Genomic DNA, 12742 nt, shown 5'->3' with positions numbered 1-12742 from the left:
ATGAGGCCCTTGGCCGATGATGTTCCACGTGAAACAATGGGGGACCGAGGTGATGTCCGATACCGCCCAGACCAGCGCGTCGCGGCCGGTGGCCCGTGCCGGGGGCGTCGACGTCATCGTCATCGGTGGCGGGCATGCCGGGGTCGAGGCCGCAGCCGCTGCGGCCCGCATCGGGGCGCGGACCGTTCTGGTCACCCATCACCGTGCCACCATCGGCGCCATGTCGTGTAATCCGGCGATCGGTGGCATCGGCAAGGGGACGCTGGTGCGGGAGGTCGATGCCCTTGACGGGCTGATGGCGCGGGCCATCGACCGGTCGGGTATTCAGTTCCGAATGCTCAATGCCAGCCGTGGGCCGGCCGTGCAGGGGCCGCGGGCGCAGGCAGACCGTAAGCTCTATGCCGCGGCCATGCTCGATCTGGTCACCCAGACCGCCGGGCTCGACATCGTCGAAGGCGCGGTCGATGATCTGATCGTCGATGATGCCGGGCGGGCGGTGGGCGTCGTTCTGGCCGACGGTCGGCGGTTGACCGCGGCTGCGGTGGTGCTCACCACCGGCACCTTCCTGCGCGGGGTGATCCATCTGGGCGATCGTCGCATCCCGGCCGGCCGGGTTGGGGAGGCGCCGGCGGCGGCACTCGGTGCGTGGCTCGAAGCGCTCGGCCTGCCGATGGGGCGGCTGAAGACCGGCACGCCGCCGCGGCTCGATGGCCGGACGATCGATTGGGCGTCGCTGACCATCCAGCATGGCGATAGCCCGCCACGGCCGTTCTCGGTGATGACCGACCGGATCACCGTGCCTCAGATCGCCTGTTACATCACCCAGACCACGCCGGCGGCTCATGACGTGATCCGGGCCCATCTGCACGAAAGTGCCGTCTATTCCGGGCGGATCGCCGGGCGGGGGCCGCGCTATTGTCCGTCGATCGAGGACAAGGTGGTCCGCTTCGCCGATCGTGACAGTCACCAGATCTTCCTTGAGCCCGAGGGGCTGGACGACGACACCGTCTATCCCAACGGCATTTCCACCAGCCTGTCGGAAGCGGCACAGGCGCTGATGCTGCGCCAGATCCCCGGGCTCGACGCGGTGCGGATCATCCGGCCGGGCTATGCGATCGAATATGACTATGTCGATCCGCGCTCACTGTTGCCGACGCTTGAAAGCCGGGTGATGCCTGGGCTGTATCTTGCCGGCCAGATCAACGGCACCACCGGTTATGAGGAAGCGGCGGCCCAGGGCCTCACCGCCGGCGCCAATGCGGCGCTGGCGGCGAGCGAAGGTGGCGCCGCCCACAGCGGCGGCCGGCGGCTTCTGCCCGATCGGGGCCGGTCGCTGACCGGGGTGATGATCGACGACCTCACCACCCGGGGCGCCGACGAGCCCTATCGGATGTTCACCTCGCGCGCCGAGTACCGGCTGTTGCTGCGCGCCGACAATGCCGATCTGCGGCTGACCGACGAGGGTATGGCCCTGGGGCTGATCGGGCCGGAGCGGCGTTCGGCCCATGCGGCCAAGATGGCGGCGCTGGGCGAGGCCCGGCAGATGGCCCGGTCGCTTACCCTCACGGCCGAACAGGCCCGTGGACATGGCATTCCGGTCAACCGCGATGGCCGGCCGCGCAGCCTGTCGCAATTGCTGGTTCATCCGGAAGCCGGCCGGGATCTGCTCGCCGGCATCTGGCCGGCCTTTGGCGCTCTTCGCCCCGACATTCTTGAGCAGATCGAAATCGAGGCCCGCTATGACGGCTATCTCGGTAGGCAGGAGGCCGACGTCGCCGCCTGGCGGCGCGAGGGCGGGCTGGCGATTCCCGACGGGTTCGATTATCGCCAGGTTGGCGGATTGTCGTCGGAGATGCGCGAGAAGCTCGATCGGCATCGTCCCGCCACCATTGCCGCCGCTCAGGCGATTGCCGGGGTGACGCCGGCGGCGCTGACCCTGGTCATCGGGGCGATCCGGCGTGGCCACGCCGCGACCGTGGCGGCGGCGGAGTAGGCATCATGGCGCGCAAGCCCGCACCGGGCAAACGACCGGGCAAACCAGATCCCGACAACAGCCGCCGGTCGACGGCTGCCGACAGCGTCGCTGTACCCGGTGCCGACCACGACCGGGTCTGGCCGCGCATCCTTGATCTTCTGCCTGAGGTTCCACGTGAAACAATCGGCCGGCTGGAGGTTTACGCCCGGAGCCTCATCCGCTGGCAGGGTGCGATCAATCTGGTCGGGCCGGCAACTCTGCCTGACTTGTGGCGTCGCCATATGCTCGATTCGGTGCAGCTTCTGCCGTTGATCGGTCCGGGCCGTGGTCGGCGGCTGGTCGACCTGGGATCGGGGGCCGGCTTTCCCGGGCTGGTGATCGCGGCCTTGGGCGATTTCGACGTTCATCTGGTCGAAAGCGATACCCGCAAGGCGATTTTCCTGCGCGAGACGGCACGGGCGATGGGGATCACGGTCACGGTCCATGCCCAGCGGATCGAACGGCTGAAATCGCTCGGCGCCGACGTCGTCACCGCCCGTGCGCTGGCACCACTCGACCGGTTGTTCGACATGGCTGTACCACTTGCCGGGCCCGATGCCGTATTCTGGTTCCTGAAAGGCGCGCAGGCGCCGGCCGAGCTGGCATCTGCCCGTGCATGCTGGACAATGCAGGTGGTATGCCATAGAAGTATGACCGACGAGGATGGCGTCATCCTTGAAGCGAAGGGGCTGTCTCGTGTCCAAGACCGTGACCAATCCCGCTGATGCGGCGCCTGCGGGCCCCGGTCGCGTGCTGGCCATCGCAAACCAGAAGGGCGGCGTGGGTAAGACCACCACCGCGATCAACCTTGCCACCGCGCTTGCCGCCGCGCGCAAGCGGGTTCTGGTGATCGATCTCGATCCGCAAGGCAATGCGTCCACCGGCCTGGGCATCGATGCCTCGCGGCGCAATCCCTCAAGCTATGATGTTCTGATGGGTGATGCCTCGCTGAAGGACGCCATCGTCAAGACCGAAGTGCCGGGGCTGGATGTGGTGCCGTCGGTGGTCGACCTGACCGGCGCCGAAATCGAGCTGATCGAACGGCCGGCCCGCGAACGGCGGCTGCGGATGGCGTTGGGGGCCGAGGGACTACCGCGGTATGACTATCTGTTCATCGACTGCCCGCCATCGCTCGGCATCCTTACCCTGAACGCGCTGGTCGCGGCCGATGCGGTGCTGGTGCCGCTGCAGTGCGAGTTCTTCGCACTGGAAGGCGTCAGCCAGTTGGTGCGGACGGTCGATCGGGTCAGGCGGTCGCTGAACCCCCGGCTCGACATTCAGGGCGTGGTGCTGACCATGTTCGACAACCGCAACAACCTGTCCAATCAGGTGGCCGCGGATGTGCGCAATTTCTTTGGCGACAAGGTCTACAAGACCGTGATCCCCCGCAATGTCCGGGTCTCGGAAGCGCCGAGCCATGGCAAGCCCGTGCTGCTCTATGACCATCGCTGTGCCGGTGCTCGTGCCTATATCCATCTGGCGGGCGAGGTGTTGAAGCGTGAACGGGGGGTGGCTGCGTGAGTGCGGAGGAAACCGGCGGCCGCAAGCGCGGCCTGGCCCGTGGCCTGTCGGCGCTTCTGGGCGATACCGTGATTGAAGACGCAGCCCCGGCCGCCGCCGTGGGCGACATCCGGATGATGCCGATCGAGCGGCTGCATCCCGGCCGCTATCAGCCGCGCCGCCATTTCGATGAAGAGGCATTGGCCCAGCTTGCCGCCAGCCTGCGCGAGCGCGGCGTGGTGCAGCCGATCCTGGTCCGGCCGGTCGACGATGGCCGCTTCGAGATCGTCGCCGGCGAACGCCGCTGGCGGGCGGCCCAGATTGCCCGGCTGCATGAAGTGCCGGTCATCGTCCGCCATATGGCGGATCATGACGCGCTGGAAATCGCGCTGGTCGAGAACATCCAGCGCCAGGATCTGACGCCGCTGGAAGAGGCCGAGGGTTATCGCCGGCTGATGGGCGAGTTCTCCTATACACAGGAAGAGCTGGGCCGGGTGATCGGCAAGAGCCGTGCCCATGTCGCGAACATGCTGCGGTTGCTGAACCTGCCCGACGCGGTCAAGGAGATGCTCGACGATGGCCGGCTGACCATGGGCCATGCCCGGGCCATTGCCACCGCCGAGGATCCGGCGTCCCTGGCCCGGCGGATCGTCGATCGTGGATTGACCGTGCGCAATGCCGAGGATCTGGCTCGCGGCGACGCCGAAAAGCGCGCCGGCCGCGATGGCGGCCGCAAACCGGCCGGCGGCCGGCCGCGCAAAGCGGCGGGCGATGCCGCCCCAGCCGCTGCCGCCGGTGCCAAGGATGCCGATACACTGCGATTGGAAGAAGATCTGAGCGAAACGCTGGGCCTGAAGGTGACCATCACCCCCAGTTCACCGCAGGCAGGCATGCTCTCGGTCAGTTATGGCTCGCTCGAAGACCTGGATGACCTGCTGGCCCGGCTGACGTCCCGCGGGTAATACCACGACCACCGGTGTGACGAGTATGACCAGCACGAAGGACGTGCCGGTATGGCCGTCAGCGCCGACGGCGCCGGGCGGCCGCTTCGGCGGCAATACCCATAAGCGCCTGCCCGACAACGGTTTCCTGCGGTAGTCCCTGCTTCGAGCGCGCTTCCGCCTCGGCCAGCCGGCCCAGCGCCCGCGCCAATGCCGCTGCCGGCCATACCGCCAGGGTCTGCTTGAAGGCCGGGATCTGCTTGAAGAAGACCGGCGGCTTCAGCACCCGCATCGCCGCCTCGATATCCTGGCCGGCATCCAGCTCGGCCCGTGCCTGCAGCAGCCGGCCGAAATGGCGGGACACGACACGGAGCAACGCGATCGCCGAAATGCCTTCGGCAAAGGCACGCTCCAGCGCACGGTCGAGGGCGGCGGCATCGCCGCCGGCACTGGCCGTCGCCACCTCGTCGAGCGCCACACTGCCGGCATCCCCGATCATCGCCTCGACATCGTCGAGCGTGATGCGTTGCCGGCCATGGGCATAGAGCGTCAGCTTGTCGAGTTCCATCCGGGTCAGCGCGCGATCGGCGCCAAGAACCGCGGCCAGGGCCAGCAAAGCATCGGCATCGGCCATGAAACCGGCCTCGCTCAGATGGCTGCGGATCACCTCGGCAAGATCGCGGCCTTCATCACCATAACAGGCGATGGCGGCGGCGTTGGCAGCGGATTCAAACAGTTTGCGCAGCTTCGATGCCGGCCCGAGTTCGCCCGCATCCACCACCACCAGCGCATCGCCAGCCGGATCGGCCAGGAACGCCGCCAGCGCCGATGCCACAGTGTCGGTTCCCTCACGCAGCCGCACCACCCGCCGCCCACCGCCAAAGGCGATGGCTGCCGCCTCGTCGGCCAGTCGTGCCGGATCCTCGGCCAGACTCCGGGGATCGAGCGTGGCGATGCGGAACGGATCAGTCAGATCCGGCACCACCGATTGCGCCAGACGATCGGCGCGTTCCTTGATCAGCCCGCGATCCGGGCCATAGAGCAGCACGGCGCGCCAGGCTGAATCCGGCCGGCTGGTGCGGGCCTCGGCGTCGCGGGGGGCGATCTTGACCATCGACGGCGGCCGTCAGGCCGGGTTCTGGTCGAAATAGATCGCCAGCCGGATCTGGACCTCACGGGCCGCTTCCTCAAGCGCGCGCTCGATCGCATCCTGCCGCGACACCAGGGTGACATAGGGCGCGGTGATCTGATTGTAGCTGTTGATCTGGCTGACCGTGCCGTCGGAGAGCAGCAGATCGGCGTTGTTCTCGCCCGCCCGCACGGCCACCAGCCGATAGACCACCTTGACCGTCACGTTATAACGGCTGGCGGTGGCGTCCTCGTTGATCGCAAGCCCGGTTTCACTGATCTCTATACCGCTGTCGAGCCGATAGCGGTTCGGCTCGACATCACCCTTGCCGGCCAGCAGCCGCTCCAGGGTGTTGCGATAGATCTGGCCGGCGCGGTCGGGTACCGGTGACACCGATACCGCGGCCAGGGCCCCGGTCACATCGGCGTTCGAGGCCGGCGCATAGAGCGGCCGGAAGCCGCAGGCGCCGAGTGCCAACGCCGCGACCAGCGCGAGCACCGCCGGGATACCCGCCCGGTGGCGTCGCGCCAGGGCACCGCGTCGGCGGTCAGCCGACAATGTTGAGGATGCGGTTCGGGACATAGATCACCTTCCGCGGGCTGCGGCCGTCGAGAGCGACCTTGACCTTGTGATCGGCCAGGGCCTGTTGGACTGCCGCGTCCTGATCGAGATCGGGCACGACATCGAGCTTGCTGCGGACCTTGCCATTGACCTGAACCGGCAGGGTGATGGTATCCACCGTCACCAGCGCCGGATCGAAATCGGGCCAGGCCTGATTGGCGAGCAGGCCGTCATGTCCGGCCAGTGCCCACAATTCCTCACCCAGATGCGGGGTCATCGGCCCGATCAGGCCGATCACCGCATCCAGAACCTCGCGCGCCACCGCCGCGTCGGTGGCATTGTCGGCCAGCGGCGTGAAATCGAACAGCGTGTTCGACAAGGCGCGCAACCGGGCCACCGCCTTGTTGAAGTGGAACCGCTCCAGATCGTCGGACAGATCGCGGATGGTCCGGTGCAGCGCCCGGCGGATCTCCAGCGCCGGGCCCTCGGCTGCGGCCAGCGCCGCCGTGATGTCGGCACCGGCGGGGGCGGCCGGCACCTGCCATTCCTCGACCAGACGATACAGCCGCGACAGATAGCGATGCGCGCCTTCGGCACCGGCATCGGTCCATTCCAGATCGCGTTCGGGCGGGCTGTCCGACAGCATGAACAGCCGCGCGGTATCGGCGCCATAAGCCTCGATGATCGCCATCGGGTCGACGACATTGCGCTTCGACTTGCTCATCTTCTCGATGCGGCCGCGGGTGATCCTGCCCCCGGTCTCGGCATGGATCAGCTGGCCGTCGGCATCCTTCGTGACCTCTTCCGGATAGACCCAGCGGCCCTGGTCGTCCTTATAGGTCTCGTGCACCACCATGCCCTGGGTCAGCAGCCCGGCGAAGGGCTCCTTGATGTCCAGCAGCCCGACCTCGCGCATCGCGCGGGTGAAGAAGCGGGAATAGAGCAGGTGCAGCACGGCATGCTCGACGCCGCCGATATACTGGTCGACCGGCAGCCATTTGTCGGCGGCGGCGCGCGGGAAGGGCGCATCGCTGGTCAACCCGGTATAGCGGGCGAAATACCAGCTGCTTTCGAAGAAGGTGTCGAAGGTGTCGGTTTCGCGCCGCGCCGGCCTGCCGCAGCTCGGGCAGTCGACATGCGCCCAACTGGGATGGCGATCCAGCGGGTTGCCGGCACCGTCGAACACCACGTCGTCCGGCAGGGTCACCGGCAGTTGGTCATCAGGCACCGGCACCGGCCCGCAATCGGGGCAGTGGATGATCGGGATCGGGCAGCCCCAATAGCGCTGGCGCGACACGCCCCAGTCGCGCAGACGGAAGGTGGTCTCGCCCTGGCCCGCGCCCAGGCGTTCCAGTTCCTCGATCGCACGGCGCTTGGCATCGGCCACGCTCAAGCCGTCGAGGAACCGCGAATTCATGATCGTGCCGTCGCCGGTCAGCGCCTCCTGGCCAATCTCCACCGGCGCATCGCGGTCGATGCCCGCCGGCCGCACAACCGCCTTGACCGGCAGATCGTATTTGCGGGCGAAATCCAGGTCGCGCTGGTCATGCGCCGGGCAGCCGAACACGGCGCCCGAGCCATACTCCATCAGCACGAAATTGGCGACATAGACCGGCAGCATCCAGCCGGGCACGAAGGGATGCGCCGCCTGGACATCCAGCCGGAACCCCTTCTTCTCGGCGGTCTCGACCGCTTCCTCGCTGGTGCCGGTGCGGTTGCACTCTTCGATGAAGGCCGCGAGGTCGGGGTTGGTGGCGGCTGCCGCCTCGGCCAGCGGATGATTGGGCGCAATGGCGCAGAACGACGCACCGAACAGGGTGTCGGGGCGGGTGGTGAAGACCTCCAGCCCGTCGAAGGCCGCGCCGTCGGCACCGCGCGGGGCGTTCGAAAGGGCGAAACGCAGCCGCGCGCCTTTCGAACGGCCGATCCAGCGCGCCTGCATGGCCTTCACCCGCTCAGGCCAGCGGTCCAGACCGTCGAGGCTGTCGAGCAGATCGTCGCCGAAGGCGGTGATGCGCAGGAACCATTGCGACAGCTTGCGCCGTTCGACCAGCGCGCCCGACCGCCAGCCACGGCCGTCGATCACCTGTTCATTGGCCAGCACGGTCTGGTCGACCGGATCCCAGTTGACCCAGCTTTCCTTGCGATAGGCGAGACCGGCCTTCATGAAGGCCAGGAACATGCGCTGTTCATGGACATAATAATCGGGCGAGCAGGTGAAGATCTCGCGCGCCCAGTCGTAGGACAGGCCCATGGACTTCAACTGGCCACGCATGGCGGCAATGTTGTCATAGGTCCAGGTGCCGGGGTGAATGCCGCGTTCGATGGCGGCGTTTTCGGCCGGCATGCCGAAGGCGTCCCAGCCCATCGGGTGCAGCACGTTGTAACCACGTGCCCGGCGATAGCGCGCCGTCACGTCGCCCAGGGTATAGACCCGGACATGTCCGATATGGATCCGGCCGGACGGGTAGGGGAACATCTCCAGCACATAGTATTTCGGCTTCGACGACGTTTCATCGGTCGTGAAGGTGCCGTTCTGGTCCCACACCTGCTGCCATTTGGGCTCGATCGCCTTGGGATTATACCGGGCCATTTTTCCGTAACGCACTGCGCGGGCGCAAGAGGCCGGCATCGCCCCGATCGGGGATAAAGATGCCGGCATCGGGTGCCCGGTTGAAGACGACGGGGCCGGGGAACCTTGCCACACCACTGCGTTGGCGGCAGGCCCCGGCACCGGGAGGGGGCGGCGTCAGCGCGCGGTGCTGACCACGCGAAGCTGACGGGCGCGGGTGAGGATCGCGTCCTCGATCCGGGTGGTGACGCCGGGCTCAAGCGCCATATCGACCCAGGCACCGGTCTCGTCGCGGCGCTGTTTGAAGGCGGCGACGCGCAGGCCGTCGGCACGAAGCTGGCGATCGAGGATATAGACCGTCAGCTTCATGCGCTCGGCCGGGGTTTCCGGCGCGCTGTACCAGTCGGTGATGATCACGCCGCCGAACGGGTCGGCCGAGGCCAGCGGCATGAAGCTGATCGTGTCGAGCGAGGCGCGCCACAGGAAGCTGTTGACGCCGATCGGCGAGGCGCCGCCGGTGCCGTCGCTGGCCTTGCCGGTATCGAGGATGTTCAGCCCGCCATCGCCGAAGATGGTCTGGCGCTCGGTCTGATAACTGCCGCCGCTCTGGCCGGGCACCGATCTCGGATAGCTCGCCTCGGTCGGCACACCGCCGCAGCCCGCGAGCAGCGCAAGCGCGCCCGCGAGCGCCGCGAACCGCAACTGATCCTTGCCCGTGACTGCCATGGCCGTTCCAAACCTCTCTGGTTTCAAGTCCGGCATCCTGCCGGCAGTGGTCCTGTGGCCGCACCCCGCGTGACATGGCCGGACCTTTGGTCGCCGAACTATATGGCAAGCTGTCCGCCGCCTCAACCGAAGCCGACATGGCGCGGGACGGCGATGGCAAGCATTGCGTCGATCCGGCCGTCCCCGCTTGCCGCAGATGCCCATCTGCGCGGACCTCCAGGCAATCGAGCAACCTGTGGGTGATCGTGATGATCCTGTGATCTTCCTGTTGCCTTTTTGCTACATTGTGACGGAAATCACTGACTCGATCCATTGCGGTGCGTTGACGGCGCGTGCAGTGCAGAAGAACATGGATCTCGACGGACAGGGCGGTTCCCCGCGCATCAACGCCCATCAGGTTCCGCGACCAGAAGAAGATTGAGTGGCCGGCATCAGGCCCGATCGAAAACATGACGGCCTTGTCCATGCCGGGCTTCCGGACAGCCAAGGTCATACCGGCTTCAGATCCGGCACCTGACCGGACGCTTTTGACACGTTCTCCAAGGGGACCCGACCCGATGAAGAAGATCCTGCTCGGCAGCACCGCGCTCGCCGCCGCCGCCGCCCTCGCGGCTCCCGCTTCGGCAGCCGAAAAGATCAAGCTCGGCCTGGGCGGCTATTATCAGACCGCGTTCGTGCTGATCGACGAAGACGTCGCCAACACCCGCACCGACAGCCTGAAGCAGGAAGGCGAGCTCTATTTCACCGGCGAGACCACGCTCGACACCGGCGTCACCGTCGGCGTGATGGTCCAGCTTGAGGCCTATACCGATGGTGACCAGGTCGACGAGCATTATGTCTATTTCGATGGCGGCTTCGGTCGCGTCCAGTTGGGTGCCGCCGACTCGGCCGCCTATCTGATGCATTATTCGGCCCCGACCGCGATCGCCGGCCACGGCGTCGACAGCCCGAACTTCTTCCATGCCACGCCGCCCGGCACCCATGGCATCGCGTCGAACTACACCTTCCTGAACACTACCGGCGACGCCAACAAGCTGAGCTATTTCACCCCGCGCTTCGCGGGCTTCCAGCTGGGCCTGTCATATACCCCCAGCCTGGCCGGTGGCCTGGGCGGCAGCTCCGGTGCCTATGGCAACCTGCCCGACAACACCGTCGGCGCGCAGGAGAAGATCGTCGAGATTGGCGCCAACTACGTCAACACCTTCGGCGGCGTCGATGTCGCGATCTCGGCCGGTTATCTGACCGGCACGCTGGAGCAGGACGCGGCAGGCTTCGACGACCAGGAAGTCTTCACGATCGGCACGCAGATCGGCTTTGCCGGCTTCACCTTCGGCGGCGGCTACCAGAAGAACAATCTGGGCGTGGCGTTGGACGAAGACCTTGAGCAGTGGAATGTGGGCCTGACCTATGGCTTCGGTCCGTTCACGGTCGGCGCCGGTTATGGCTATGGCAGCCAGACCTATGTCGGCGGCGTCGAAGACGAGCTCAGCACCATCGAGGTCGGTGGCACCTACGAGATGGGCCCGGGCATCAGCCTGATGGCCGGCTATTTCAACTACGAGTTCGACTCGACCATTCCTGCGAACCGCAACACCTCGGACGCCTTCATGATCGGCACCTCGTTCGATTTCTGATCGGGCGAACCGCCCTCGGTCCGGCAAGCGGGGCCGGGGGCGGCATACCGATCGGTTAGCTGCGATTACCCCCCGAAGCCGGCCTCCGCTCTTTGTTCAGCTGATGATGACCTGATCCTGGCCATCCTCATGTCTGTTGTTTCTGTGCCACAGTGTGGCGGGAAGCGCGCCATGCAGGGTGAGTGTTGCTTGACCACCGATAGCCTCGGATGGAACATGGCGACGCACAGCGCTTTGGATACGGCTTCGACGGCACCCTATTACGGGCTGTATCCCCTGGCGCGCGATGCCGCGTCGGGCCATTCGTGCTTGGAGAAGATATCCGAGACGACGGGCCTGGCTCCCACCGGTTCTAGGGGAACTGACCGATGAAGAAGATTCTGCTTGGCACGTCCGCCATCGTCGCCGCCGGCCTGCTGGCCGCGCCCGCCAATGCCGCTGAGAAGATCAAGCTGGGCCTGGGTGGCTATTACCAGACTGCCTTCGTGCTGATCGACGAAGATGTCGAGAACACCCGCACCGACAGCCTCGCCCAGGAAGGTGAAATTCACTTCCTGGGCGAGACCGTGCTCGACAACGGGATCAAGGTCGGCGTGAACGTCCAGCTGGAGGCCTACACCAAAGGCGACCAGATTGACGAGCATTACGTCTATTTCGAGGGCGGCTTCGGTCGGGTCGTTCTCGGCGCCGAGAACTCGGCCCCGTATCTGATGCACTACAGCGCCCCCTCGGCGGTTGCCGGCCATGGCGTCGAGAGCCCGAACTTCTTCCATGCGTCGCGTCCGGTGAATGCGCTTGGTGACGAGCATGCAGTGGCCACGCCCGTCACCCTCCTGAACACCACCAGCGATGCCAACAAGCTGACCTACTTCACCCCGCGCTTCTCGGGCTTCCAGCTGGGTCTGTCCTACACCCCCAGCCTGGCCGGTGGCCGTGACGGTTCGTCGGGTGCCTATGGCAACCTGTCGGATAACGTCGCGGGTCGTCAGGAGAAGATCGTCGAGGTCGGCGCCAACTACGTCAACACCTTCGGCGCCTTCAATGTGGCGGCCTCGGCCGGCTACACCGGCGGCTCGCAGGAAGTCGACATGGTCGGCGGCGACGATATCGAGGCCTGGAGCCTGGGTGCGAATGTCGGCTATGCCGGCTTCACCTTCGGCGGCGCCTACATGACCAGCAACCAGGGCCTTCAGCTCGACGAAGACCTGGAGCAGTGGAATGCCGGTCTGACCTATGGCTTCGGCCCCTACAAGGTCGGCGTCGCCTATGGCTTCGGCAGCCAGACCCTGACCGGTGGTCGTGAGGACGAACTGGCGGTCCTGGAAGTTGGCGGCACCTATGCGATGGGTCCGGGCGTCAACCTGATGGCCGGCTACTACAACATCGACTTCGATTCGACCGACAGCACCCTGCGCAACACCGCGGACGTGTTCATGATCGGCACGGAGCTGTCGTTCTGAGCCTGATTTCGCCTCAGTAAGACATGCCTCACTGAAAATGGCCGCTTCCGAGAGATCGGAAGCGGCCATTCTTTATTCTGCTGATGGACGGGGCACTGTCTTCGACTCCAGGGCAGTGGTCCTCTCAGAGCCCAACCGAAAATTATGTTGAGTGATTTCAGCGGCTTGTGATTCTCTGTGGTTTGCGAAGACGACGGAGGATCGT

At 66.1% G+C, this 12742-nt stretch carries 11 protein-coding genes; 7 read left to right on the top strand and 4 right to left on the bottom strand.

Going from position 1 to position 12742, the window contains the following annotated elements; all coding sequences use genetic code 11:
* Nucleotides 1-52 precede the first annotated feature (52 nt).
* From mnmG to IEW15_RS14650, 4 genes are read left to right on the top strand one after another with little or no spacing between them, the layout of a single operon-like run.
* Complete coding sequence (gene mnmG / locus IEW15_RS14665; RefSeq protein ID WP_188579212.1) at nucleotides 53-1993, top strand: tRNA uridine-5-carboxymethylaminomethyl(34) synthesis enzyme MnmG; 1941 nt, start codon at nucleotides 53-55, stop codon at nucleotides 1991-1993.
* Between the two features lie 5 nt (nucleotides 1994-1998).
* Nucleotides 1999-2739 (top strand): 16S rRNA (guanine(527)-N(7))-methyltransferase RsmG, encoded by a 741-nt coding sequence (gene rsmG, locus IEW15_RS14660; protein ID WP_188579211.1) that lies wholly within the window; start codon nucleotides 1999-2001, stop codon nucleotides 2737-2739.
* The gene (locus tag IEW15_RS14655) at nucleotides 2711-3535 is read left to right on the top strand and encodes a ParA family protein (RefSeq protein WP_188579209.1); all 825 of its coding nucleotides are present in this window, start codon (nucleotides 2711-2713) and stop codon (nucleotides 3533-3535) included. The genes rsmG and IEW15_RS14655 overlap by 29 nt, the downstream gene beginning before the upstream one ends.
* Nucleotides 3532-4476, top strand: a complete 945-nt coding sequence (locus IEW15_RS14650; protein ID WP_188579207.1) for a ParB/RepB/Spo0J family partition protein — start codon at nucleotides 3532-3534, stop codon at nucleotides 4474-4476. Before IEW15_RS14655 ends, IEW15_RS14650 begins: the two co-directional genes overlap by 4 nt.
* A gap of 58 nt (nucleotides 4477-4534) precedes the next feature.
* Here the strand turns inward: IEW15_RS14650 and holA are convergent, their stop codons facing one another.
* From holA to IEW15_RS14630, 4 genes are all read right to left on the bottom strand, one after another.
* The gene (holA, locus tag IEW15_RS14645) at nucleotides 4535-5569 is read right to left on the bottom strand and encodes a DNA polymerase III subunit delta (RefSeq protein WP_188579205.1); all 1035 of its coding nucleotides are present in this window, start codon (nucleotides 5567-5569) and stop codon (nucleotides 4535-4537) included.
* A 12-nt stretch (nucleotides 5570-5581) separates the two neighbouring features.
* Nucleotides 5582-6082, bottom strand: a complete 501-nt coding sequence (gene lptE / locus IEW15_RS14640) for an LPS assembly lipoprotein LptE (protein WP_188579204.1) — start codon at nucleotides 6080-6082, stop codon at nucleotides 5582-5584.
* 49 nt (nucleotides 6083-6131) lie between these two features.
* Nucleotides 6132-8738, bottom strand: a complete 2607-nt coding sequence (gene leuS / locus IEW15_RS14635; RefSeq protein WP_188579202.1) for a leucine--tRNA ligase — start codon at nucleotides 8736-8738, stop codon at nucleotides 6132-6134.
* Nucleotides 8739-8894: 156 nt separating this feature from the next.
* Nucleotides 8895-9443, bottom strand: a complete 549-nt coding sequence (locus IEW15_RS14630) for a DUF3576 domain-containing protein (RefSeq protein WP_188579200.1) — start codon at nucleotides 9441-9443, stop codon at nucleotides 8895-8897.
* A gap of 187 nt (nucleotides 9444-9630) precedes the next feature.
* On the opposite strand from IEW15_RS14630, the gene IEW15_RS14625 reads away from it, so the two are divergent.
* From IEW15_RS14625 to IEW15_RS14615, 3 genes are all read left to right on the top strand, one after another.
* On the top strand, nucleotides 9631-9864 hold the full coding sequence (locus IEW15_RS14625) for a hypothetical protein (protein WP_188579198.1): 234 nt from the start codon (nucleotides 9631-9633) through the stop codon (nucleotides 9862-9864).
* A gap of 136 nt (nucleotides 9865-10000) precedes the next feature.
* A complete protein-coding gene (locus tag IEW15_RS14620; RefSeq protein ID WP_188579197.1) occupies nucleotides 10001-11077 on the top strand; it encodes a porin in 1077 nt (358 codons plus the stop codon).
* Nucleotides 11078-11445: 368 nt separating this feature from the next.
* Nucleotides 11446-12537 (top strand): porin, encoded by a 1092-nt coding sequence (locus IEW15_RS14615; RefSeq protein ID WP_188579195.1) that lies wholly within the window; start codon nucleotides 11446-11448, stop codon nucleotides 12535-12537.
* The last annotated feature ends 205 nt before the right edge of the window (nucleotides 12538-12742 follow it).

This window comes from Tistrella bauzanensis (assembly GCF_014636235.1).
Lineage (GTDB): Bacteria > Pseudomonadota > Alphaproteobacteria > Tistrellales > Tistrellaceae > Tistrella > Tistrella bauzanensis.
The sequence above is the reverse complement of the archived record's forward strand: the minus strand, read 5'-3'. Positions and strand labels throughout refer to the sequence as shown.